Consider the following 24,212-nt stretch of genomic DNA (forward strand, 5'->3'; position numbering starts at 1 on the left):
CGTTTCCTTTCCTCAACCACCGGAGTCCACACCATGCATCGCAGAACCGTCTTGAAGTCCGCCGCTGCCCTGGGGCTCGTCGGCAGCCTCGGCAGTTTCGGCCTCTCCGCTTTCGCGGCCGGCAAGATCAAGCCCGGTGGCAAGGCCGCGCTGATCGTGGTCGACGTGCAGAACTGCTTTCTCGACGGCGGCACGCTCGCGGTGAAGGGCGGCAATGAAGTGATCCCGGTCATCAACGCGCTGGCGCCCGCGTTCCAGAACATCGTCGTCACGCAGGACTGGCACACGGCGGGCCACGCCTCCTTCGCCAGCACCTACTCGGGCAAGAAGCCCTTCGAGACGACCAAGCTCAACTACGGCACGCAGGTGCTGTGGCCCGACCACTGCGTGCAGGGCACGGACGACGCCGCGCTCGGCAAGAAGCTGAAGGTGCCGACCGCGCAGCTCATCATCCGCAAGGGCTTCCACAAGGACATGGACAGCTACTCCGCCTTCGAAGAGGCCGACCACAAGACGGCCACCGGCCTGGCCGGCTACCTCAAGGCGCGCGGCATCAAGACCGTGTTCGTCACGGGCCTTGCCACCGACTTCTGCGTGGCCTGGACCGCGATGGACGCGCGCAAGGCCGGCTTCGAGGCCTACGTGATCGAAGACGCCACGCGCGGCATCGACCTCAACGGCTCGCTGGCCGCCGCATGGAAGCAGATGACGGCCAAGGGCGTGAAGCGCATCCAGGCGGGCGATATCCAGGCGGCTTGATGCAGCCGGGGCCGCGGCAGACGGCAGCAACCACCACCACACCACGACGACGGACGAGACAACGCATGAAGTTTTCGATCGCGGGCCACACCCTTCGCGGGCCTGGGGCCCGGTGCCCGTGACGGCCAGTTGCGGCGCTGAGCCGCTGCACCTGCAGGTCAACGGCCGGGCGCACACGCTCGCGGGCGTGCCGCGCGAAGCCACGCTGCTGCACCTGCTGCGCAACGACCTCGGGCTCAACGGGCCCAAGTACGGTTGCGGGCTCGGGCAGTGCGGCGCGTGCACGGTGCATGTCGACGGCGTGGCCGCGCGGTCCTGCGTGATTCCCGCGCATGGGATGGCGGGGCGCCACATCACCACGCTCGAAGGGCTTGGCATGCGCGGACGCTGGCATCCGGTGCAGGCTGCCTTCGAAGACACACAGGCCGCGCAGTGCGGCTACTGCCTCAACGGCATGGTGATGCAGGCCGCCGCGCTGCTGGCGCGCGACCCCGACGCGAGCGAGGCGCGCATCCGCAGCGAGCTGTCGGGCAACCTGTGCCGCTGCGGCACGCACATCGAGATCCTCGACGCCGTGCAGCGTGCCGCCGTGCGCCTGCGCGTGGCCCCGCCGGACGCCCCCGCCGCATGACGCGCCGCGCCGACCTGCCGCAGACGCGCGCGGAATTTCTGGCCGCTGACGGCGTGCTGCTGGTGGTGCGTGAGGCCCCGCCGCCGCCACCGCCCGCCAAGGGCCAGCCCGCCTTCATCGCCAGTAACCCCATCGAAGGCGACGAGGTGCTGCTCGCGCTGTGGGACGACGGCAGCGTCTGCGCGCTCAACGGCCACGTCGATCTGGGCACCGGCATCCAGACCGCGCTGGCGCAGATCGTGGCCGAAGAGCTCGACCTCGGCATGCCCTGCGTGCGCATGATGCTCGGCGACACCGCGCGCGCGCCCAACCAGGGCGCGACCATCGCGAGCGCGTCGATCCAGATCCACGCGCAGCCGCTGCGCCTGGCCGCCGCGCAGGCGCGCGCCTGGCTGCTCGCGCGCGCGGCCGAACGGCTCGGCGTGGCCGTCGATGCGCTGCAGGTGCGCCACGGCGTGGTGCGCATGGCCGAGGCGCCGGACCGCCACGTCAACTACGCGGACCTCGTGGCAGGTCAGCGCACCGTGCTGCGGCTCGACCCCCAGGCCGTGCCCAAGAACCCCGCCGACTACCGCCTCGTCGGCACGCGCCAGGCGCGTGTGGACATCCCCGCCAAGCTCGCGGGCGATCTCGTCTTCGTGCACGACATGCGCGTGCCCGGCATGCTGCACGGCCGCGTGGTGCGCCCGCCTTATGCGGGCGCGGACCACGGCGACTTCATCGGCAACACGCTCGAATCGGTCGACGAATCGTCGATCGCGCACATCCCCGGCATCCGCGCCGTGGTGGTGCTGCGCGACTTCGTCGGCATCGTCGCCGAACGCGAGGAACACGCCGAGCAGGCGATGCGCGAACTGCGCGTGACCTGGAAGCCCTGGCCCGGCATGCCCGATCTGAGCAACGTAGCGCAGGCCCTGCGCGACAACCCCTCGACACAGCGCCTGCTGGTGAACGAGGGCGATGTCGATGGCGGCCTCGCGGGTGCCGCGCAGCCGATGCCGCGCACCTACGTGTGGCCGTACCAGATGCATGCGTCCATCGGCCCGTCGTGCGCGCTGGCCGAGTGGCAGCCTGCCGACGGCAGCGGCCTGCAGCTGCGCTGCTGGACCGGCTCGCAGAACCCACACGTCCTGCGCGCCGATCTCGCGAAGCTCATGGGCGTGGACGACGTGCAGGTCGACGTGGTGCGCATGGAAGCCGCGGGCTGCTACGGCCGCAACGGCGCCGACGACGTCGCGGCCGATGCCGCGCTGCTCGCGCGCGCCGTGGGTGCGCCGGTGCGCGTGCAGCTCTCGCGCGAGCAGGAGCACGCCTGGGAACCCAAGGGCGCGGCGCAGCTCATGGAGATCGACGGCGGGCTCATGGCCGATGGCCGCGTCGCCGCCTACGACTTCGAGACTTCGTATCCGTCGAACGGCGCGCCCACGCTGGCACTGCTGCTCACGCGCACGGTCGAGCCCGTGGCGCAGGCCTACGAGATGGGCGACCGCACCGCGCGCCCGCCGTACAGCTACGACAACCTGCGCGTGAAGGTCAACGACATGGCGCCGATCGTGCGCGCCTCGTGGCTGCGCGGCGTGTCGGCGCTGCCGAGTTCGTTCGCGCACGAGTCGTACATCGACGAGCTGGCGACAGCGGCCGGTGTCGACCCGGTGCAGTTCCGCCTGCGGCACCTGGACGACCCGCGCGCGGTCGAGCTCGTGCAGGCCACCGCGCAGAAGGCCGGCTGGCGCATGCGCACCGGGCCGCAGGAGAACGCCGACGGCGGGCTCGGCGAGGGCGGCGACATCCTCTTCGGCCAGGGCTTTGCATACGCGCGCTACATCCACAGCAAGTGGCCGGGCTTCGGCGCCGCATGGGCCGCGTGGGTGGCCGACGTGGAGGTGAATCGAAAGACCGGCGAGGTGCATGTGCGCCGCGTGGTGGTGGGGCACGACGCGGGCTTGCTCGTCAACCCCGCCGGCGTCGAGCACCAGGTGCACGGCAACGTGATCCAGACCACGAGCCGCGCGCTGAAGGAGCAGGTGCAGTTCGCGCCGCAGCAGCCAGGCGAAGCCCCGGGCGGCGCGCAGTTGCCGGGCGTGTTGCCTTCGGGCGTGGTCGCGAGCCGCGAGTGGGGCAGCTACCCGATCATCAATTTCCGCGACGTACCGGTGATCGAGGTGATGCACATGCCGCGCCCGGGCGAGCCATCGCTGGGGGCGGGCGAGTCGTCGTCGGTGCCGGGGACGGCGGCGATCGCGAATGCAATCTTCGATGCGACAGGCGTGCGCTTCCGCTCGCCGCCGTTCACGCCGGAGACGGTGCTGGCGGAGTTGAATCGGGGTTCGCTGCCACCGCCGCCAGTGCAGGGCGATGCCGCCGGCCCCTCTTCACCACCGGCCTCGAGCGCAGGCGTGAGCAACGCCCTGTGGCCGCGTCGCAAGGGCCTGTGGGCCACTGGCGCCGCGCTCTTCATCGGCGGCCTCGGCGTCATCGCCGGCCTGCTCGGCTGGCGCTCGGCCATCGCGCCCGTGTCGCTCAGCGCGCCGGTCTACAGCGAGTCCACCATCGAACGCGGCCGCGTGCTCGCTGCGCTCGGCGACTGCGCCGTGTGCCACACCGCGCCCGGCGGCGCACCCAATGCCGGTGGCCGCGCCATGGACACGCCCTTCGGCACGCTCTACACCACCAACCTCACGCCCGATGCAGAGACGGGCCTGGGCCGCTGGTCGTTCAGCGCCTTCCAGCGCGCGATGCGCGAGGGCATCTCGCGCGACGGCCACCACTTGTACCCCGCGTTCCCCTACACCGCCTTCGCGAAGACCAGCGACGACGACCTGCAGGCGCTGTATGCGTACTTCATGTCGATGCCGGCCGTGCGCGCGGAAACGCCCAAGTCCGAGCTGAAGTTCCCGTTCAGCCTGCGCCCGCTGATGGCCGGATGGAACGCGCTGTTCCACGACCCCGCGCCGCTGCAGCCCGTGCCCACGCAGAGCGCCGAGTGGAACCGCGGCGCCTACCTTGTCAACGGCCTGGGCCATTGCGGCGCCTGCCACACGCCGCGCAACGCGCTCGGCGCGGAGCAGGGCGGCGGCGCGTTCCTCTCGGGCGCGATGGTCGATGGCTGGGAAGCGCCCGCGCTCACGCAGCTGTCGAAGGCTGCCGTGCCGTGGGACGCCGACGCGCTCTACCGCTACCTGCGCCACGGCCACTCGCCGCGCCACGGCATCGCCGGCGGTCCGATGGCCGAGGTGGTGCGCGAACTCGCGCAGGTGCCCGACGCGGACGTGCGCGCGATGGCCGTCTACCTCGGGTCGTTCAACCCCGAGCCTGTTGCACAACCGCAGGCGCTTGCGCAACAGGCCATCGACAACGCCGCGCGCACGCAGGGCCAACTGCTCGGCCCCGCGCAGCGCATGTTCGACAGCGCCTGCGCCTCGTGCCACCACGACGGCGACGGCCCCACGCTGCTGGGCGTGAACACGCCGCTGGCACTCAACAGCAGCCTCACGAGCGCGCGGCCCGACAACCTGCTGCGCACCATCCTCGACGGCGTGCGTGCGCCCGCGCACCGCGACATTGGCTTCATGCCCGCGTTCCGCGACGCGCTCGACGACCGCCAGATCGCCGACCTCGCCGGCTACATGCGTGCCCGCTTCGCACCGCAGGAAGCGGCCTGGCCGACCCTGCCCGCCGACGTGGCCCGCGTGCGGGCCACGACGGGCCACTGACCCGCGGCAGGCGTGGCAGCCGTGGTCACTGGGCCGCGGCTACGATGGCACGCAAACCTTATCCACGGAGATACCGCGCCATGCCATTGAACCTTTCGACCGCTTCCAGCCTGCCCCGCGACGCCGAGCGCGCCACCCTTGTCGGGCGCCTCTGGCAACCTGGCGTGGGGCCGGTGCTGGTGGCCGTGCAGGGCGATGGCCTGCACGACCTGTCGAAGCTCGCACCGACCATGAGCGACCTGCTCGAAGGCCAGGGTTCGCCGGCCGAAGCCGTGCGCGCGGCACTGCACAGTGGCAGCGCGCCGCGCATCGCCGCGCTCGAGGCCGTGCTCGCCAACAGCGACGAGAGCATGCGCGACAGCGGCCAGCCCTGGCTGCTCGCTCCCTGCGACCTGCAGGTCGTGAAGGCCAGCGGCGTGACCTTCGTCGCGAGCCTGCTCGAACGCGTGATCGAGGAACAGGCGCGCGGCGATGCCTCGCGCGCCGAGGCCACGCGCGCGGCCATCGGCGATGTGCTGGGCGACAACCTCGCCGACATCGTGCCGGGCTCGCCCGAAGCCATGAAGGTCAAGGACGTGCTCATCGCGCAGGGCATGTGGTCGCAGTACCTCGAAGTGGGCATCGGCCCTGACGCCGAAGTCTTCACCAAGGCGCCGGTGCTTGCAGCCGTGGGCACCGGCGCCGACGTGGGCATCCACGCGGACTCGGCCTGGAACAACCCCGAGCCCGAGGTCGTGCTCGCGGTGAACAGCCGCGGCGAGACGCTGGGCGCCGCGCTCGGCAACGACGTCAACCTGCGCGACTTCGAAGGCCGCAGCGCACTGCTGCTGGGCAAGGCCAAGGACAACAACGCCTCGTGCGCCATCGGGCCGTTCATCCGTCTGTTCGATGCGCACTTCGGCATTGCCGATGTGCGGCGCATCACCGTGGCGCTGAACGTGACCGGCCCCGAGGGCTTCACGCTCGAAGGATCGAGCTCGCTGTCGAAGATCAGCCGCGACCCGCTCGACCTCGTGGCGCAGACGCTCAACCGCCATCACGCCTACCCCGATGGTTTCATGTTGTTTCTGGGAACGATGTTCGCGCCGACACAAGACCGTCACGGACCGGGACAAGGATTCACGCACGTCGTGGGCGACCATGTGCGCATTGCAGCGCCTGAATTGGGCGCACTGAACAACCGCGTGGTGCATGCAGATCAGGCACCGCGTTGGTCTTTCGGCCTCAGTGCCCTGATGCGCAACTTGGCCACTCGCCAGCTGCTGTAGACCGTATTCATGCACTTTAAAAGCAGATGTACTTCTTTGGAATTCAGAGGCTGTACTTTGCATTCTGTTGCGGTTGACCATGCTTCTTCTTACCCTCAAGATGACTACCATCGCGAGTGGATAAATCAAGGGAGTAGTGGTTGCTGTCGAACGAGATCGATCTGTTGCAGACGCCTGTCGAGGGCCCGCTTCCCTGTGGCGAAGATCTGGAATACGACGCTGATTTCATGGCGTTGCAACAGGCGGCCACGGGCAAGCGCGAGCAACAGTTCGGCGACACGATCATTCCCGCCGAGCCGCCCGACTGGGCGCGCGTAGACCGCATCGCACGGCAGCTGTGCCTGCGCACGCGCGACTTGCGCGTGCTGGTGCCGCTCACGCTCGCATGGACCGAAAGCCGCGGCTTGCCCGGCTATGTCGACGGGCTGCGCCAGGTCGATGCGGTGCTGCAGACTTTCTGGAACGACGTGCATCCGCGCGTCGTCGATGGCACGAACGAAGACCCGCTGCCGCGCATGAACGCGCTGGCCGCATTGGCCGAGGCCGAAGGGCTCGGACGCAGCGTGCGCGATGCGCGGCTGCTCGAAGACGGCGGCACCGTCATGAGCCTGCGGCAGGTCGAGGCGCTGCTCGATTCGAGCAAGAGCGACCAGGTGGACTACCCCGGTGGCCTCGGCCGCCTGCGCGAGGCCGCACGCCGCGCGCACGACAAGGCAGCGCCACCCGTGGTGGCGCTGCGTGAGGCTTTGGCACTCCTGCAGCGCATCCGCGAGACCTGCGAACGCGCGCTGGGTCAGAGCTGGGCGCCCGATTTTTCGCGGCTCGAACGGTCGCTGCGCACCGTCGGCCAGTTGCTGCCGGAGCAGCCGCACGGCGAAGTGCTGCAGGCTTCAGCAGTGAGCAGAGCAGAAGAAACAAGCGGTGCGGCGCACGCGCACGCAGCCGCAGCGCATGTGGCAGTGGCACCGCAAATGGCCCTGCGCCCGCTGCGCATTCAAGAGATTGAAATATCGGCCCGTGAAGATGTGCAAGTGTTGTTGGAAAAAGCGTGCGAGTTCCTGGAGCGAACGGAGCCGAGCCATCCGGCGCCCATGCTGATCCGCAGGGCCCAGCGGCTGCTGGACCTCAACTTCTTCCAGATCATCGAAGAGCTCGTGCCCGAGGGATTGCAAAAAATTGAAAGCCTTGCCGGCCGCCCGTTGAACGGCGGCGCTGCAACGCCTTAACGAACAAACAGCGGCGGTGGCCGCGGGCGCGTTGCAGTCACGCCCCCGGCACCGACCGACCGGTACGACCCATGCATTCAGTTTCAAGAGGAAGCTTATGGCAGACAACCGTGTCAGAAACAGTGGTCAGAAGTTCATTGCGCGCAACCGGGCGCCGCGCGTGCAGATCGAGTACGACGTCGAGATCTACGGCAGTGAACGCAAGATCCAGCTGCCCTTCGTGATGGGCGTCATTGCCGACCTCGCCGGCAAGCAGGTCGACCCGATGCCCGACCTCGCGGAGCGCGAGTTCATGGCGGTGGACATCGACAACTTCGACGAGCGCATGAAGTCCATCAAGCCGCGCGTCGCCTTCCAGGTGCCCAACACGCTCACCGGCGAAGGCCAGATGAACGTCGACATCACCTTCGACAGCATGGACGACTTCTCGCCCGCGCGCATCGCGCGCCAGGTCGATGCGCTGCAGCAGTTGCTCGAGGCGCGCACCGAGCTGTCGAACCTGCTCTCGTACATGGACGGCAAGAACGGGGCCGAGCAACTCATCGCACAGGCGCTGCAGAACCCGGCGCTGCTCAAGTCGCTGGCGTCCGCACCCAACCCCGCGGTCGCGCAGGCGGCCGCAGATGCCGCAGCAGCCAAGCAAGCCGACGACAGGACCGCACCATGAGCACCGCATCCCAGCAAGGCGCCCGCGCCCGCACCGCCACCGTCGAAGCGCTCGAACCCAACGAGTTCTCCGACCTCCTGCAGCGCGAGTTCAAGCCCAAGACCGAGCAGGCGCGCGAGGCGGTGGAAAACGCCGTCAAGACGCTCGCCGTGCAGGCGCTCGAGAACACCGTCACCATCTCGAACGACGCCTACCGCAGCGTGCAGGCGATCATCACGGAGATCGACCGCAAGCTGTCGGAGCAGATCAACCAGATCCTGCATCACGAAGACTTCCAGCAGCTCGAAGGCGCATGGCGCGGCCTGCACTACCTCGTGAACAACACCGAGACCGACGAGCAGCTGAAGATCCGCGTCATGTGCGCGTCGAAGCGCGAAGTGGCGCGCTCGCTCAAGCGCCACAAGGGCATCGGCTGGGACCAGAGCCCGATGTTCAAGAAGATCTACGAGGCCGAGTACGGACAGTTCGGCGGCGAGCCCTTCGGCGCGCTCATCGGCGACTTCCACTTCGACCACAGCCCGCCCGACGTCGAGATGCTCGGCGAGATGGCCAAGATTGCCGCCGCCGCGCACTGCCCCTTCATCGCCGGCGCCTCGCCCACCGTGATGCAGATGGACTCGTGGCAGGAGCTGTCGAACCCGCGCGACCTGACCAAGATCTTCCAGAACACCGAGCACACCGCGTGGCGCTCGCTGCGCGATTCGGAAGACGCGCGCTACATCGGACTGGCCATGCCGCGCTTCCTGGCGCGCCTGCCCTACGGTGCGCGCACGAACCCGGTCGACGAGTTCGAGTTCGAGGAAGAAACCGATTCGGCACTGCACACGCGCTACACCTGGGCCAACTCGGCCTATGCGATGGGCGTGAACATCAACCGCTCGTTCAAGCAGTTCGGCTGGTGCACGTCGATCCGCGGCGTGGAGTCGGGCGGCGCGGTCGAGAACCTGCCCACCCACACCTTCCCCACCGACGACGGCGGCGTGGACATGAAGTGCCCGACCGAGATCGCCATCAGCGACCGGCGCGAGGCCGAACTGGCCAAGAACGGCTTCATGCCGCTGGTGCATCGCAAGAACTCCGACTTCGCCGCTTTCATCGGCGCGCAGTCGTTGCAGCAACCGGCCGAGTACTACGACGCTGACGCCACGGCCAACGCCAACCTCGCGGCGCGCCTGCCGTACCTGTTTGCGTGCTGCCGTTTCGCGCACTACCTGAAGTGCATCGTGCGCGACAAGATCGGTTCGTTCCGCGAGCGCGAGGACATGGAGCGCTGGCTCAATGACTGGATCATGAACTACGTCGACGGCAGCCCCGGCACCTCGTCGCAGGACACCAAGGCGATGAAGCCGCTGGCGGCGGCCGAGGTCCAGGTGGAAGCCATCGAGGACAACCCCGGCTACTACGCCGCCAAGTTTTTTCTCCGGCCGCACTACCAGCTCGAAGGGCTGACCGTGTCGTTGCGGCTGGTTTCGAAGTTGCCGTCCAACAAGAAGGACAGCAGCTAATTCCACTGTCCCGCTACCGGGCAATTCATCGATAACTTTGGGGGTCAATCATGGCAGTAGACATGTTCATGCGCGTCGAGGGTGCAAACGGTGAGTCCAAGGACTCCAACCACAAGGACTGGACCGACATCAAGTCGTTTGCATGGGGTGCGACGCAGCCTGGCAACATGGTCAGCGGCGGCGGCGGCGGCGTGGGCAAGGCCAGCTTCAACGACCTGCAGGTGCTCGCGCGCATCGACAAGGCCGCGCCTTCGGTGCTGAAGAACTGCGCGAGCGGCAAGCACCTGAGCAAGGTCGAAGTGGCCGTGTGCAAGGCCGGCGGCTCGCAGATCGAATACACCCGCGTCACGCTCGAAGAGGTGCTCGTTACCTCGGTGCAGTACACGGCCGAGCAGGGCTCGGACGCCGTCTTCGTGCAGTACGCCTTCCAGGCCGCGAAGGTGAAACAGCAGTACTGGGAACAGACCGACAAGGGCGGCAAGGGCGCCGAGACGGTGCTGGGCTGGAACATCAAGGAAAACAAGGAAGCCTGATTCCTTGTTGCGCGGCAGGGCCATGGCCTTCCGGGCCGTGTAGCCCTTGCCGGCGGTCCACAGCCGTTTGTCTGTCTCTTGCGGCGCCCCTTTGCGGCGCGCCGCCCTTCACCTTTCAGCCAGTCAACGGGGAAGCTTCATGGGCGATGGGTTTGCAGTGCTGGGCGAGCGTTCCGTGGCCGAGCACACCGAATGGGTACAGCGGCAGATCCGCGCCAGTCCCCAGAACGCCGGCCTGCGCCTTGCCCTGTGCCACTTCCTCGCGCTGCGCGGCGAATGGCAGCGGGCCGAAGATCAGCTCAAGCTCGCCACCAAGCTCGATCCGACATTCACGCCGGCCAGCGTCACCTGCGCGATGGCGCTGCGGGGCGAGCGCGAGCGCACCGACTTCTGGGCTGGCGGCGGACGCACGCCCGCCATCGTCTCGGGCAATGCCGACTGGGTCGAGCAATTGCTCGGTGCCGCCGTGTTGCCCGCCGATCGTGCCGACGAGGCTGCGGCATTGCGCGAGGCGGCACGCGACGCAGCCCCCGCGCTGCAAGGCACGCTGACCACCATCGACCGCTCCGATGCGCGCGCCGTGCAGGCGCTCGACGGCGAGCCTGCGGCGCACAGCGAATTCGCCTGGCTGTGCGACGGCGACGCGCGCATCGGCGCCGTGCTCGAACTGTTCACGCCCTCGGGCTACGCGTGGCTGCCGCTGCCGGCGGTGCGCCGCATCAAGTTCTCGCGTCCACAGCATCTGGTCGACCTGCTGTGGGCGCCGGCCGAGATCGAGCTGCACGACGGGCGCGGCCTCAACGGCCTCGTGCCCGTGCGCTACCCGGGCGCGCTCGACAGCCTGGACGACGAAACCGCGCTGGGCCGCCGCACCGACTGGCAGCCGCTCGCGGGCGACGACCAGTTCGCGGGCATCGGCCAGCGCACGCTGATCAGCGAGGCCGGCGACCATTCGCTGCTCGACCTGCGGCGCATCGAGTTCGAAGCCGCCGCAACGGAAGGCGCGGCCCCATGAGCCCCGCCGTCACCACCGACATTGACGGCGACGCGCAAGAGAGCGTTGCACGCGACCGCCTGCAGCCGGTGCTGCTCGACCGTCTCACCGACAAGGCGCCGCAGAACGGGCAGGAGCGCGCGGGCGCGTTCCTCATGAGCGGCAAGCTGCTGCGCGACTCCGTGCTGCGCGACCTGCAGTGGCTGCTGAACACCACCAACTTCGGCGCCGACCACAGCATCAACGGCATGCCGCGCGCGCGCGGCTCGGTGGTGAACTACGGCGTGCGCGGCTGGGCCGGCGGGCGCATGTCGGAGGTCGACTTCGCCGACGTCGAAGCGGCCATCCGCGCGGCCATCATCGACTTCGAGCCGCGCATCATGAAAGACAGCATTGACGTGCGCTGCGTGACCGACGCGACCGACCTGGAGCACCACAACCTGCTCGCGCTGGAGATCCGCGGCACGCTGTGGTCGGTGCCGTACCCGATCGAGTTCATCCTGCGCTCCGAGCTCGACCTCGAGAGCGGGCACATGGTGCTGCGGCCGACGGGAGGGCTCTGATGGATTCGCGGCTGCTCGACTACTACAACCGCGAACTCACCTACATGCACGAGCTCGGGGCCGAGTTCGCGCAGCGCTACCCGAAGATCGCAGGCCGCCTGGGCATGCGCGGCATCGAGGTCAGCGACCCGTACGTGGAGCGCCTGCTCGAAGGCTTCAGCTTTCTCACCGCGCGCATCCAGCTCAAGATGGACGCGGAGTTTCCGCGCTTCTCGCAGCGCCTGCTCGAGGTGGTGTACCCCAACTTTCTCGCACCGCTGCCCGCGATGGCCGTGGTGCAGATCGACGGAAATCTCAACGAAGGCTCGCTGAAGGCGGGCTACGAGCTGCCGCGCCACACGCTCCTGCGCGGCCGCATGATCAAGGGCGAGCAGACGGCCTGCGAGTTCCGCACGGGGCATGCCGTCACGCTGTGGCCCATCAAGATCGCCGATGCCAGCCTCGGCCCCGTGCCGGCCGAGATCGCGCATGCGCTGCCGATGGCGGCGCGCCAGGCCAGGAGCGCCATCACCATCAAGCTCGAAGCCGTCGGCGGCGCGCGCTTTGCCGAGATGCCGCTGGATCGGCTCGAGTTCTTTCTCTCGGGCGCCGAGCTGCATGCGCTGCGCGTGCTCGAACTGGTGGCTCACCACAGCGTGGCCACCGTGTGCCGCGCCGGCCCCGGCAGCACGGCGCGCATCGTGCCGCTGGGCGACGAGGCGATCCGCCACGAGGGCTTCGACCCCGAGCAGTCGCTGTTGCCCTACGACGCGCGCTCGTTCCAGGGCTACCGCCTGCTGCACGAGTACTTCGCCTTTCCCGAGCGCTACCTGTTCTTCAGCGTGAAGCACCTGCGCGCGGCGGCCTCGGCCATCGGCGGCAGCACGATGGAGATCGTGATCCTGCTCGACCGCGCCGACGCCGACCTGGAGCGGCTGGTCGACGCCAGGCACTTCTCGCTGTTCTGCACGCCCATCATCAACCTCGTGCCGCGTCGCAGCGACCGCATCCCGGTGGGGCCCGGCCAGCACGAGCATCACGCGGTGATCGACCGCACGCGCCCGCGCGACTTCGAGATATTCACCGTCGAGCGCGTCACGGGCCACATGGCCAACGGCTCGGAGGAGCGCGAGTTCCGGCCCTTCCTTGGCTCGTTCGCGTCCGACGACGGCGACTTCGGCGCCTACTTCTCGCTGCGCCGCGAGCCGCGCCTCGTGTCCGACCGCGCGCGTGCGCAGGGCACGCGCACCAGCTACACGGGCAGCGAGGTGTACGTGTCGCTGGTCGACCAGCACGACGCGCCGTTCCCGCACAGCCTGCGCCACATCACCCTCGACGCGCTGTGCACCAACCGCGACCTGCCGCTGCTGCTGCCCACCGGGCTCGAATCGGACTTCACGCTGCGCGTGTCGGCGCCGGTGCGCGGCGTGCGCATCCTGCGCGGCCCGTCGCGGCCGTACCCGGCACTGGCCGAAGGCGCGCTCACCTGGCGCCTCATCAGCCACCTGGGCCTCAACTACCTGAGCCTGACCGACGTCGATGCCGCGCAGGGCGCCGCCGCGCTGCGCGAGATGCTCGACCTGTACGGCAACCTGGCCGACCCGGCTGTGCGCCGGCAGATCCAGGGCGTGCGCTCGATGGCGCTGGCGCCGGTGTTCCGCCGCCTGCCCGAGCCGGGTCCGATCGTGTTCGGGCGCGGTGTCGAGATCGCGCTGCAGATCGACGAGGTCGCCTTCTCGGGCACGAGCCCGTACCTGTTCGGCGCTGTGCTGGAGCAGTTCTTCAGCCGGCACGTGTCGCTCAATGCCTTCACCGAGTTCGCGCTGTCCAGCCTGCAGCGCGGGGAAATTGCGCGCTGGACCCCGCGCGTGGGACGCCGCCCCGCCGTATGAGCACGACCGACCTCACCGACGACACAATGCCGCAGGTGCTGCCGGCAGAGGTCGAGTTGCGCGACGAGGCGCCTGCCGAAGTGCGCAGCCCCACCAAGGCGAAGGCGAAAGCCGCACCGCGCCGCAGCGTGCCCGAGGCCGACCCTGTGTTGTGGGCCCAACTCGTCGAGCAGCCCTTCGAGCACGACCTGTTCATGCTGCTGCGCCGGCTCGACGCGCAGGGCGGCCATCCGCTGCTGGGCCGCGCCCCGCGCCCGCTCGACGAGCCGCTGCGGCTGGGGCAGGAGCCCTCGATGGCGTTTGCGCCGTCGAACGTGTCGGGGGTCGAGGTCGATCACGACGGCGCGCCGCGCATCTCGATCTACGGCTTCGGCCTGTTCGGTCCCAACGGCCCGCTGCCGCTGCACCTGACCGAGTACGCACGCGAGCGCAAGCGCCACCATGCCGACAACACGCTCAGCGCGTTCGCCGACCTGTTCCATCACCGGCTGATCCTGCTGTTCTACCGCGCCTGGGCCGACGCGCAATCGGTCAACAGCCTGGACCGCCCCGACGGCCACCGCTTCGTCGACTACGTGGCCAGCCTCATGAACATGGGGCAGCCCGGCCTGAAGGCACGCGACCGCATCGCCGACCATGCGCGCACCCACATGGCGGGGCACCTCGTGCGCCAGACGCGCAACCCCGAAGGCCTCATCCAGATCCTGCGCCTGTACTTCGATGTGCCGGTGCAGGTCGTGGAGTTCGTGAGCGACTGGGTGCGCATCGACGAGCGCCAGGTCAGCCGCATCGGCCTGCTCGGGCGCAACCACCGGCTCGGCAGCGGCGCCACCATCGGCCTGGCGGTGCGCGACGCGCAGAGCAAGTTCCGCCTCGAGCTCGGCCCGCTGTCGCAACAGCAGTTCCGCGAGTTCCTGCCGGGCAGCCCGCGGCTGCAGCAGGTGGTCGACTGGGTGCGCCAGTACGTCGGCATCGAATTCGCCTGGGAGCTGCGGCTGGTGCTCAAGAAGCCCGAGGCGCGCGGCATGCGGCTGAGCAGCGACCAGCGCCTGGGCTGGGGCAGCTGGCTCGGCACGCGCCTGTCCGACACCGACGCGGGCGACATGGTGTTCCAGCCCGAGGCGCTTTTTTCCCGCAACGCACCGGCTCCTTCATGACCGACATCCGCCGCGTCTCCCTCTTTTCGAAACTGAATCCGATGCTCTACAAGGCATTGGAGACCGCCACGGCCTTCGCCAAGCTGCGCGGCAATGCCTACGTGGAGCTCGTGCACTGGCTGCACCAGATCCTGCAGCTGCAGGACAGCGACCTGCTGCGCATCATCAAGCGCGCCGGGCTCAACCTCGACGCGGTCGAGCAGGACCTCGTGCGCGCGCTCGACCGCCTGCCGCACGGCGCCACGTCGATCAGCGACATCTCCGAGCACGTCGACCACGCGGTCGAGCGCGCATGGGTGTACGCGAGCCTGCGCTTCGAAGCCACGTCGATCCGCGGCGCCTACCTGCTCGCCGGCATCGTGAAGACGCCGGGCCTGCGCCAGGTGCTCTCGGGCATCTCGCGCGAGTTCGACAAGCTCGTGCCCGACGTGCTGGTCGCGCAGCTCGCGGCGTGGACCGAAGGCTCGCCGGAAGACGACCACGACGCCACGTCGGATGCGGGCGCGGGCGCACCTGTGGCGCAGCACCCCGGCGATGCGCCTGCAGCCGGCGGCTCGGCGCTCGCCAAGTACGCCAGCGACCTCACGGCCAAGGCGCGCGCCGGCGAGCTCGACCCCGTGTACGGCCGCGACGACGAGATCCGCCAGATCGTCGACATCCTCATGCGCCGCCGCCAGAACAACCCGCTGCTCACCGGCGAGGCCGGCGTCGGCAAGACGGCCGTGGTCGAGGGCCTGGCCTCGCGCCTGGCTGCGGGCGACGTGCCGCCTTCGCTGCGCGACGTGTCGCTGTGGGTGCTCGACCCCACGCTGCTGCAGGCCGGCGCGGGCGTGAAGGGCGAGTTCGAGCAGCGGCTGCGCCAGGTGATCGACGAGGTCGAGAAAAGCCCCAAGCCCATCGTGCTGTTCGTCGACGAAGTGCACACGCTGGTGGGCGCGGGCGGCACGGCCGGCACCGGCGACGCGGCCAACCTGCTCAAGCCCGCGCTCGCGCGCGGGCGGCTGCGCACCATCGGTGCCACGACGTGGTCGGAGTACAAGAAGTACATCGAGAAAGACCCGGCGCTCACGCGGCGCTTCCAGACCATCCAGGTGCACGAGCCCACCGAGCCCACGGCCGTGGTGATGCTGCGCGGCATTGCCGCCGAGCTGGAGAAGCACCACGGCGTGCTCATCCTCGACGCCGCGCTCGAAGCGGCCGTGAGCCTGTCGCACCGCTACATTCCCGCGCGCCAACTGCCCGACAAGGCCGTGAGCCTGCTCGACACCGCGTGTGCGCGCGTGGCGCTGAGCCAGCATGCGCTGCCTGCGGCGCTCGAAGATTTGAAGCGGCGCATCGAGGTGCTGGGCATCGAGTCCGGCATCGCGGGGCGCGAGGCGGCGATCGGTGTCGGCGAGCAGCAGCGCGTGGAAGACATCGCGGCGCAGGTGGCTGCCGCGCAGGCCGAACTCGCGCAGCTGGAGCAGCGGCGCGTGGAAGAGGCCGCGCTGGTCGAGCGCATCGTCGCGCTGCGCAAGCTGCTGTCGCCTGCGGCGGTGCCGGTGCAGGCTGAAGTCGAGGAAGACAACAACAACGAAGAAGCGGCGCCCGCCGAGCCTGAAAGAACACCCGAAGAAATTCGCGCCGAACTCAACGAAGCGCAAGACCAGCTCGTGCAGCTGCAGGGCGAGACACCGCTCATCCTCGCGGCCGTCGATGCGCAGGCCGTCGCCACCGTGGTGGCCGACTGGACCGGCATTCCCATCGGCCGCATGGTGCGCGACGACGCACAGTCGGTGCTGCGCCTGGGCGAGATCCTGTCGGCCCGCGTGGTCGCGCAGCCCGATGCGCTGGAGACCATTTCGCGGCGCATCCGCACCGCGCGTGCGCGGCTGGACAACCCCAACAAGCCCGTCGGCGTGTTCCTGCTGTGCGGCCCGTCGGGCGTGGGCAAGACCGAGACCGCGCTCGCGCTGTCGGAGGCGCTGTATGGCGGCGAGCAGAACCTCGTCACCATCAACATGAGCGAGTTCCAGGAGTCGCACACCGTCTCCACGCTCAAGGGCGCGCCGCCCGGCTACGTGGGCTATGGCGAAGGCGGCGTGCTCACCGAGGCCGTGCGCCGCCGGCCCTACAGCGTGGTGCTGCTCGACGAGATCGAGAAGGCGCACCCCGACGTGCACGAGATCTTCTTCCAGGTCTTCGACAAGGGCTGGATGGAAGACGGCGAAGGCCGGCACATCGACTTTCGCAACACCGTGATCATCATGACGTCGAACGTCGGCACCGACCTCGTCATGCAGCTGTGCGAAGACCCGACGTTGCGCCCCGACCCCGAGCCGCTGGCTGCCGCGCTGCGCGAGCCGCTGCTGAAGGTGTTCGCGCCCGCGCTGCTCGGTCGGCTGGTGGTCGTGCCTTACTACCCGCTGCAGGCCGACGCACTGCACCGGATCATTCGCCTGCAGCTGGACCGCATCGCGGCGCGGCTGCAGGCCAACCACGGCATTGCATTGGCTTACAACGACAGCGCCGTCGCGCTTGTCGCACGCCGCTGCACGGCCATAGAGTCGGGTGGCCGGATGATCGACGCGATCCTCACGCACACCATCCTGCCCCGACTGAGCGAGGAAGTCATCGGCGCCACCGTCAGTGCGCGCAAGCTCGCTGGCGTGCAGCTGGGCGCGGCGGGCGACGACTTCCAGTACGAATTTTCAGAACGCCCCGCGTAGACACAAGGGAGAGCCGCATGGACAGAGTCGTCAAAGCCCACACCCCGCTTGGAGAGGAACAGCTGCTGTTCCGCTCGATGCACGGCAGCGAAGGGCTGTCGCAGCTGTTCGAGTTCGAGGTCGACCTGCTGAGCCCGAACACCTCGGTCGACATGAAGGGCCTGCTCGGCAAGCCGCTCGCGCTGGAGATACAGACGCTGAGCGGCACGCCGCGCTACCTCAACGGCCAGATCACGCGTTTCACCATGATCGGGCGCGAAGGCGGCTCCTCGCGCTACACCGTCTACCGCGCCTCGGTGCGGCCCTGGCTGTGGTACCTCACGCGCACCAGCGACTGCAAGATCTTCCAGAACAAGTCGGTGGTCGAGATTCTTGAAGACGTGCTGGGCGAGTACGGCTTCGCTTTCGAGAAGAAGCTCAGCGCCTCGTACCGCCAGTGGGAGTACTGCGTGCAGTACCAGGAGACCGACTTCGCCTTCGTGAGCCGCCTCATGGAGCACGAGGGCATCTACTACTACTTCAAGCACGACAAGAACCAGCACACGCTGGTGCTGGCCGACGACATGAGCGCCCACGAGACGCTGCCCGGCTACCCGAAGATCGGCTACCTCGCGAGCGACCGCGCCGCCGACCCCGGCCGCGAAGTGATCGACCAGTGGGAAGTGACCGAGGAGATCCGCCCCGGCACCTACGTGGTCGACGACTTCGACTTCAAGAAGCCCCGGGCCGACCTGCTCAACACGCGCAGCCAGCCACGCGGCAACGACCACGGCCGCTACGAGATGTACGAGTGGATGGGCGGCTACAGCGACGCGGGGCAGGGCGAGCACTACGCGCGCATCCGCCTGGAGGAAGCGCAGGCCCAGGCCGAGGTCGACACCGGCCACGCCAACGTGCGCGGCATGGCGCCCGGCTACCGCTTCACCATGCAGAACGCACCGCGCAACGAGGACAACCGCGAGTACCTCGTCGTCTCGGTGATGTACAGCCTGCGCGAAGGCGGCTACGCCAGCGGCGGCATGCAGGGCGAGTACAGCTTTCATTTCGGCGTGCAGCCCACCTCGTTCCCGTTCCGCGCGCGCCGCATCACGCGCGTGCCGAGCACGCAAGGCCCGCAGACCGCCACCGTGGTCGGGCCGCCCGGCGAAGACATCTGGATCGACAAGTACGGCCGCGTGAAGGTGCAGTTCCGCTGGGACCGCTACGGCCAGCGCAACGAGGACAGCTCGTGCTGGGTGCGCGTGTCCAGCGCGTGGGCGGGCTCCAACTTCGGCGCGGTGAACCATCCGCGCGTGGGGCAGGAGGTGATCGTCGATTTCATCGCGGGCTGCCCCGACCGGCCGATCATCATCGGGCGCGTCTACAACGCCGACCAGATGCCGCCGCTGGAGCTTCCCGCCAAGGCGACGGTCAGTGGGTTCATCAGCCGCACGATCAAGGGCGACGGGGAGCTGGCCAACCACTTCATGATCGACGACGACCCCAGCAACGAGTCGATCAAGATGCACGCGCAGAAGGATTACAGCCTCAACGTCGAGAACAATGAAACACACACCGTGGACGGCACGCGCGTGACGGTGATCGAAGGCTCGGACACCTACACGACCAACACCTCGCTCGATGTGACGGTCAACGGCCCGCACACGCTGACGGTCAACAAGGGCGGGCCGCAGAAGATCACCGTCAACGGAGGCGACCAGTTCATCAAGGTGGATGGCGGCAACCAGCAGATCGATGTCATCGGGAATCAGACCATCCATGTCACCGGCAAGCGCAAGGACACGGTAGACGGCGGTGAAGAGCGAATCATCGGCACGTCGCTCAAGGAAGACATCGATGGCCCGCAGAACACCACGGTGCTCGGTCTGTATACCGAAGAAACCAAGGGCAAGAAGGTGACGGTCAAGGGCGACGAGGACTATCTCGTCAAGGGAGTGCAAAAGGTGCATGCGGACACGTCGTTGACAACGACAACGGATGGCCCGATGCACCTGGAAAGCACCGCGGACGACATCACGATCAAGTCGCCGACCAAGATCATCCTGGATGCACCTCATGTGGAGGACAAGTCGGCCAAGAAGGTGACCTTCACGGACTGGGGCATTGCCTTCAAGGGCTTCAACATGGGGATCACCGGGATCAACGTGAGCATCAATGGCGCTGCCGTATTCCTGAACGGGAGGGTGATCAGCGTCGCCGCCCAGAACCTGGGCTTCAACGCCTATTCGATCACGGGCGCCATCAACAAGTTCGACATGTATTCCGCCAGTGGTGCGATCGGCCTCTACACCACCACCCAGACGCTTTTCACGACGGACAACAAGGCGACGAAAATCGACTTGTCCCAAATCAAGGTGAACCCCAGAGGCATCACCGTCTATCTCTGAGCCTGGGGTGCGTGTTGGATCTTTTTGCTATGTGGTTCACTGAGTACTGGTATCTGATTGTCCCCATCGCTGTCGTCGCGCTGCTGTCGTTCGTGCTGACCACGCTGGCCAAGCGCTATGTCTTGCGCGTGATGCATCTGCAGCGTGTGGTCAACCGCCACGTGATGGGTGCGGATCGCGCCGAGCGAGTGCTTCGTACGGGCCAGCCGGCCGTCGCGATGGTGCTCGAGAGCTACGACACGGGCATGCGGGTCGAGCGCATCTATATCCTCGTGCGGCTCAAGCTCCAGGTACGGCCTGAGGGCGGATTGCCCGCCTACGAGACTGAACTGGACGCCCCGATCAGTCCGGTGAAGCTCGCCGACTTCGCACCGGGGCGCTCCGTGAAGCTGCGCTTCGACCCGGTCTCGCGCGAGATCGCCATCGACCAGCCGATGCGCTGAAGCAGGCGCGTTGCCCCCATGAAGACCATCAAGCCTTTTCGCCTGAGCATCCTCACGCGGCCCTTCCGGCGGCAGCGGCAAGACCTGTTGGGCGTCTCGGTCTTCGCGATGGCCAGCCTGGCGCCCGAGCCCTTGCTGATGCCCGACCAGGATCTCTGGAAGCTGGCGGCCGACGAAATTGGGCCCGGCAACGTGCTGGACCTGGGCGTGCCCAAGATCGAGCCGGAATGGCTGGTCAGCGGCTATGCGTACACGGCACATCAGGACGACAAGACACTGTGCGCGGCCCAGGCCGTCTTCCAGGGTCAGGCCAAGTCAGTGCTGGTGAGTGGTGATCGCTACTGGCTTGACGGCCGCGCGACGCCTCCCCAGCCTTTCGAGCGGCTGAGGCTGGATTGGGCACATGCCTATGGCGGCCCGGGCGAGCCCGACAACCCGGAAGGCATCGGCAGCTTCGATGAAACGATCAACGGCGTACATACGCGCCGGCTTCCCCATCTCGAGTTGCCCGGCACGCGTCAGGACACACCCGGGCGGCGCATCGTCCCTGCGGGTTTCGGCGCCGTGCCACCCGATCGGCCGCAGCGGCTCGCGCTGATGGGGCGCGCCTACGACCAGCAGTGGCTGCAGCACGACTACCCGGGTTTCGCCGAGGACATGGACTGGCGCTACTTCAATGCAGCACCTGCCGACCAGCGCCTGCCCGGCCAGCGCGAACTGCCGCCGGGCGCCGCCTACGAACTGTGGAACATGCACCCTCGGCAGCCGGTGATGCGCGGCCAGCTGCCCGATTGGCAGGCGCGCTGCTTCGCCAGTTTTCAGAAAGACGGTACCGCGCTGTCGGAAATTTCGCTGCGCCTGAGCACGGCCTGGTTTTTTCCGCACGCCGAGCGCGTCATCCTGGTCTGGCACGGTGCATCGCCCATCGCCGAGGATGACGCGGCCGACGTCAAGCACATCATGCCCGCGCTCGAGTTGCGCGATCAGCCGCGGCCGCTCGCCCACTACCAGCAGGTGCTGCAGCAGCGCATCGATCCCGCCAAGGCGGTGCTGGTCCTGCGTGACCGCGACCTGGTCCCCAAGGCTGTCATGGGGCCATGGGCAGGTGACCAGATGCCCGATATCGCTTCGCTTCCGCAGGTGCGCAACCTGCGCGCAGGCCGGCAGCGCGAGCACGAACGCTTGCGCGCCCGACTGCTGGCGCAGGGCCTGGATCCCGAGCAGCATCTGCCGCCCCTGTCCGAACCGGATTTGCAGCCGCCTGCCTCCATGGACGATCTGCCCGACTTCGCCGAGAAGGCCGATCAAGCCCTCGAGCAGATGCGCAAGGCGGCCCTTGCCCGCGTCGCCGAGGACCGCGCAAAGGCCGTCGCACAGGGGATGCCCGCTGCCATCCAACCCGATATCGATATCCCGCCGCTGTCGCAGATGGACCCGCGCACGCTGTCCGGCGAGATCCAGGCGAGCATCGACAAGGCCATGACCGAGGTCACGGCGCGGACCGGCAAGCCTGTGCAGCGCCGATTCGACCCGGACCACCTGCTGCGTGACCTCGCGCGCCTCGAGGAAGACGCGGCGCGCGAGCGCCGAACACCCCTCACCCCCGACGAGGCCGCCGAAAGCGCGCGGCTGCGCGAGCAGGCCGGGCACAGCGCGCGCATGGGGCACCTGCACGGCGCACACCTGCTCGAGCCGGCGCCGCCGGCCAGCAGCCTGCGCTCCAGGCGGCTGCGTCGGCGTCTGGAGGCCGCAGCCAGCGGTGAGCGTCGTTTCGCAGGCATGAGCTTCGTCGGCGCCAACCTCTCGGGCCTGGATCTGCGCGGTGCCGACTTCACGGAAGCGAACCTCGAAGACGTCGACTTCAGCGACGCGCGGCTCGATGGCTGCAACTTCACGCGCGCGGTGCTTGCGCGGGCGCGGCTTGTCCGGGCTTCGCTCACCGATGCGCGGCTGGACGAGGCCAATCTGGGTGGCGCGCAATGCGAAGGCGCGAACTTCGCGGGTGCGAGCTTCGTGCAGACGCGTTGCAACAAGACCATTTTTCGTTCCTGCGTGCTGGCGAAGGCCGCGTTCAACCAAGCCGATTTGTTCCAAAGTGAATGGGTGCGCTGCGATGCGCGCGGCTCGCACTGGGAGCAGATGGCGATGGTCAAGCTGGCACTGGAAGACATGGCTTTCGACAACGCCGCGTTCAAGCAGGTGAGCTGGATCGAGTGCAGCTTCAAGGGGGCATCCTTCGTACGCGCCGCGCTGAACGCCTGTGCTTTCGTCACCCTCGACGCGCAGGAGGGGGTCGACTTCACCGAGGCCAGCCTCGTCACCTGTTCCTTCGTCCATGGCTGCAGCCTGGTGCAGGCCGTGTTCTGCGCCGCTTCGCTCAAGCAGTGCGGCCTGCGCGGCGCCCTACTGGTTGGCGCCGACCTCGCGAAGGCACGCCTTGACGGCTGCGACTTCTCCGAGTGCGACCTGCGGCGCGCGCGGCTGGAGGGATTGCATGCCGGCGAGAGCCTGTTCATTCGCGCGGACTTGCGCGAAGCCTCGTTGCGCGGGGCCAACCTCATCGACGCCAATCTTTCCAAGGCCGATCTGCGCTTTGCCAGCCTGCAGGACGCCAATTTGTTTCGCGCCGACGTGTCGCAGGCCGCCATCGACGGCTCGACCACCTTCATCGGCGCCTACACCCAAGGCGCCAAGACCTTGCCCGCACGCAGGACTGAACCCGTTCGATGACAGTCGAAGAACTTCTGGACAAGATTCGGCATGGCGAACCGGTGGTCAGAGTGAGTCTCGCGGGTCAGGACCTCAGCGGCGTCGACTTGTCGGGGGCACAGATGGAGCACGTCGACCTGAGCCGGACGAATCTGCGTGGCGCCAGCCTCGACGACAGTTCGCTGGCGCAATGCAACTTCGATCAAGCCGACCTGTCGGCGGCCAGCTTGAAGGACGTGCGCGTGTTTCGGTGCCGGTTGGAGGCCGCGCAACTCGGCCGCGCGTTCATGCTGGACACCAACTTCTTCGAATCGTCGCTGGCTCACGCGGATTTCGAGAAGGCGCAAATGGAGCGCGTGGCTTTTGTCAGATGCGAGCTCGGGCATGCGGTGTTGAAGCCCGGCATTTGCGATCAGATCGTCGTCACCGAATCACGGGTCGACCAGCTCGATTGCCGTGGGGCGAAGCTGCTGCACCTGATGTTCTATCGCATGGATCTGCGCACGGTCGAGTTCGCCCAGGCCCAATGCGATGGTTCGATCCTGATGGAGTGCAATCTCGAAGGCCAGCGCTTGGCGCACACCGCCTTCCTGCGCTGCCAGTTCACCGACAGCGCGATGGCAGGTGTCGATTTCAGCGGCGCCGTGCTGACGCAGAGCAACTTCAAGGGCGCCACGCTGACCCAGGCGAACTTCAGCGCAGTGGATGCCGCCCAGACGATGTTCCCGGAAGCCGATCTGCGTGAAGCGAATTGCAGCGATGCCATCTTCGATCAGTCGATCTGGGCCGACGCCCAACTCGAAGGTGCCGATTTCAGCCGCTCGCGCCTGCCGCTGAGCGTGTTCCATCGCGCGCACGCGAGCGGTGCCAGCTTTCGCGACGCGGACCTGCACGATGCTGATTTTTCCTATGCCGACCTTCATCACGCGGATCTGCGCAATGCACGTTTTCTGCGCACTCGCTTTCATCGGGCCGCGCGCGCAGAGGCGCGTTTCTCGGGAGGCGGCGGCATCATCGAAAACGATGCGGAGCTGTTCAAGGCTCAAGAGATCCATCCGCCGCGCTGATGCCCCCAGGC

The 24,212-nt window shown here is 68.0% G+C and carries 17 protein-coding genes; all 17 read left to right on the forward strand.

What is annotated here, in order from left to right:
• The first annotated feature begins 33 nt into the window (after positions 1-33).
• The 17 genes from pncA to ASD34_RS25110 all read left to right on the forward strand — a co-directional run bounded on the left by pncA (position 34) and on the right by ASD34_RS25110 (position 24,201).
• Complete coding sequence (gene pncA / locus ASD34_RS25030; RefSeq protein WP_056583638.1) at positions 34-759, forward strand: bifunctional nicotinamidase/pyrazinamidase; 726 nt, start codon at positions 34-36, stop codon at positions 757-759.
• Between the two features lie 118 nt (positions 760-877).
• Positions 878-1,390 carry a (2Fe-2S)-binding protein gene (locus ASD34_RS25035; protein ID WP_056584664.1) on the forward strand — a complete coding sequence of 171 codons (513 nt, stop codon included), beginning with the start codon at positions 878-880 and terminating at the stop codon, positions 1,388-1,390.
• Positions 1,387-5,103, forward strand: a complete 3,717-nt coding sequence (locus ASD34_RS25040) for a molybdopterin cofactor-binding domain-containing protein (protein ID WP_056583640.1) — start codon at positions 1,387-1,389, stop codon at positions 5,101-5,103. The genes ASD34_RS25035 and ASD34_RS25040 overlap by 4 nt, the downstream gene beginning before the upstream one ends.
• Before the next feature lie 80 nt (positions 5,104-5,183).
• Complete coding sequence (locus ASD34_RS25045; RefSeq protein WP_056583643.1) at positions 5,184-6,371, forward strand: fumarylacetoacetate hydrolase family protein; 1,188 nt, start codon at positions 5,184-5,186, stop codon at positions 6,369-6,371.
• A gap of 140 nt (positions 6,372-6,511) precedes the next feature.
• A complete protein-coding gene (gene tssA, locus ASD34_RS25050) occupies positions 6,512-7,597 on the forward strand; it encodes a type VI secretion system protein TssA (RefSeq protein WP_056583645.1) in 1,086 nt (361 codons plus the stop codon).
• Between the two features lie 97 nt (positions 7,598-7,694).
• Entirely contained in the window at positions 7,695-8,264 is a 570-nt protein-coding gene (gene tssB, locus ASD34_RS25055; RefSeq protein WP_056583647.1) for a type VI secretion system contractile sheath small subunit, read from the forward strand.
• On the forward strand, positions 8,261-9,769 hold the full coding sequence (tssC, locus tag ASD34_RS25060; protein ID WP_056583649.1) for a type VI secretion system contractile sheath large subunit: 1,509 nt from the start codon (positions 8,261-8,263) through the stop codon (positions 9,767-9,769). Before tssB ends, tssC begins: the two co-directional genes overlap by 4 nt.
• Before the next feature lie 50 nt (positions 9,770-9,819).
• Positions 9,820-10,302 carry an Hcp family type VI secretion system effector gene (locus tag ASD34_RS25065; RefSeq protein WP_056583653.1) on the forward strand — a complete coding sequence of 161 codons (483 nt, stop codon included), beginning with the start codon at positions 9,820-9,822 and terminating at the stop codon, positions 10,300-10,302.
• A gap of 139 nt (positions 10,303-10,441) precedes the next feature.
• Positions 10,442-11,317: a type VI secretion system accessory protein TagJ gene (locus ASD34_RS25070; protein WP_056583656.1), complete on the forward strand. Its 876-nt coding sequence runs from the start codon at positions 10,442-10,444 to the stop codon at positions 11,315-11,317.
• On the forward strand, positions 11,314-11,859 hold the full coding sequence (gene tssE / locus ASD34_RS25075; RefSeq protein WP_056583659.1) for a type VI secretion system baseplate subunit TssE: 546 nt from the start codon (positions 11,314-11,316) through the stop codon (positions 11,857-11,859). The genes ASD34_RS25070 and tssE overlap by 4 nt, the downstream gene beginning before the upstream one ends.
• Positions 11,859-13,730 (forward strand): type VI secretion system baseplate subunit TssF, encoded by a 1,872-nt coding sequence (gene tssF / locus ASD34_RS25080; protein ID WP_056583662.1) that lies wholly within the window; start codon positions 11,859-11,861, stop codon positions 13,728-13,730. Before tssE ends, tssF begins: the two co-directional genes overlap by 1 nt.
• The gene (gene tssG, locus ASD34_RS25085; RefSeq protein WP_157609763.1) at positions 13,727-14,887 is read left to right on the forward strand and encodes a type VI secretion system baseplate subunit TssG; all 1,161 of its coding nucleotides are present in this window, start codon (positions 13,727-13,729) and stop codon (positions 14,885-14,887) included. The genes tssF and tssG overlap by 4 nt, the downstream gene beginning before the upstream one ends.
• Positions 14,884-17,595, forward strand: a complete 2,712-nt coding sequence (tssH, locus tag ASD34_RS25090) for a type VI secretion system ATPase TssH (RefSeq protein ID WP_056583664.1) — start codon at positions 14,884-14,886, stop codon at positions 17,593-17,595. Before tssG ends, tssH begins: the two co-directional genes overlap by 4 nt.
• Positions 17,596-17,612: 17 nt before the next feature.
• Complete coding sequence (locus tag ASD34_RS25095; protein ID WP_082549077.1) at positions 17,613-19,982, forward strand: type VI secretion system Vgr family protein; 2,370 nt, start codon at positions 17,613-17,615, stop codon at positions 19,980-19,982.
• 29 nt (positions 19,983-20,011) lie between these two features.
• Entirely contained in the window at positions 20,012-20,425 is a 414-nt protein-coding gene (locus tag ASD34_RS25100) for a hypothetical protein (RefSeq protein WP_056583665.1), read from the forward strand.
• Between the two features lie 18 nt (positions 20,426-20,443).
• On the forward strand, positions 20,444-23,155 hold the full coding sequence (locus tag ASD34_RS25105; RefSeq protein WP_056583667.1) for a DUF2169 domain-containing protein: 2,712 nt from the start codon (positions 20,444-20,446) through the stop codon (positions 23,153-23,155).
• Positions 23,152-24,201: a pentapeptide repeat-containing protein gene (locus tag ASD34_RS25110; protein ID WP_056583669.1), complete on the forward strand. Its 1,050-nt coding sequence runs from the start codon at positions 23,152-23,154 to the stop codon at positions 24,199-24,201. Before ASD34_RS25105 ends, ASD34_RS25110 begins: the two co-directional genes overlap by 4 nt.
• Positions 24,202-24,212 lie beyond the last annotated feature (11 nt).

It is taken from the genome of Variovorax sp. Root473 (genome assembly GCF_001426505.1).
Lineage (GTDB): Bacteria > Pseudomonadota > Gammaproteobacteria > Burkholderiales > Burkholderiaceae_C > Variovorax.

What these genes read in the sequence shown, in the direction of transcription:
- pncA (WP_056583638.1), top strand. Translation starts at nt 34, where the DNA reads ATGCATCGCAGAACCGTCTTGAAGTCCGCCGCTGCCCTGGGGCTCGTC.
- ASD34_RS25040 (WP_056583640.1), top strand. Translation starts at nt 1,387, where the DNA reads ATGACGCGCCGCGCCGACCTGCCGCAGACGCGCGCGGAATTTCTGGCC.
- ASD34_RS25045 (WP_056583643.1), top strand. Translation starts at nt 5,184, where the DNA reads ATGCCATTGAACCTTTCGACCGCTTCCAGCCTGCCCCGCGACGCCGAG.
- tssB (WP_056583647.1), top strand. Translation starts at nt 7,695, where the DNA reads ATGGCAGACAACCGTGTCAGAAACAGTGGTCAGAAGTTCATTGCGCGC.
- tssC (WP_056583649.1), top strand. Translation starts at nt 8,261, where the DNA reads ATGAGCACCGCATCCCAGCAAGGCGCCCGCGCCCGCACCGCCACCGTC.
- ASD34_RS25065 (WP_056583653.1), top strand. Translation starts at nt 9,820, where the DNA reads ATGGCAGTAGACATGTTCATGCGCGTCGAGGGTGCAAACGGTGAGTCC.
- ASD34_RS25070 (WP_056583656.1), top strand. Translation starts at nt 10,442, where the DNA reads ATGGGCGATGGGTTTGCAGTGCTGGGCGAGCGTTCCGTGGCCGAGCAC.
- tssE (WP_056583659.1), top strand. Translation starts at nt 11,314, where the DNA reads ATGAGCCCCGCCGTCACCACCGACATTGACGGCGACGCGCAAGAGAGC.
- tssF (WP_056583662.1), top strand. Translation starts at nt 11,859, where the DNA reads ATGGATTCGCGGCTGCTCGACTACTACAACCGCGAACTCACCTACATG.
- tssG (WP_157609763.1), top strand. Translation starts at nt 13,727, where the DNA reads ATGAGCACGACCGACCTCACCGACGACACAATGCCGCAGGTGCTGCCG.
- tssH (WP_056583664.1), top strand. Translation starts at nt 14,884, where the DNA reads ATGACCGACATCCGCCGCGTCTCCCTCTTTTCGAAACTGAATCCGATG.
- ASD34_RS25095 (WP_082549077.1), top strand. Translation starts at nt 17,613, where the DNA reads ATGGACAGAGTCGTCAAAGCCCACACCCCGCTTGGAGAGGAACAGCTG.
- ASD34_RS25100 (WP_056583665.1), top strand. Translation starts at nt 20,012, where the DNA reads ATGTGGTTCACTGAGTACTGGTATCTGATTGTCCCCATCGCTGTCGTC.
- ASD34_RS25105 (WP_056583667.1), top strand. Translation starts at nt 20,444, where the DNA reads ATGAAGACCATCAAGCCTTTTCGCCTGAGCATCCTCACGCGGCCCTTC.
- ASD34_RS25110 (WP_056583669.1), top strand. Translation starts at nt 23,152, where the DNA reads ATGACAGTCGAAGAACTTCTGGACAAGATTCGGCATGGCGAACCGGTG.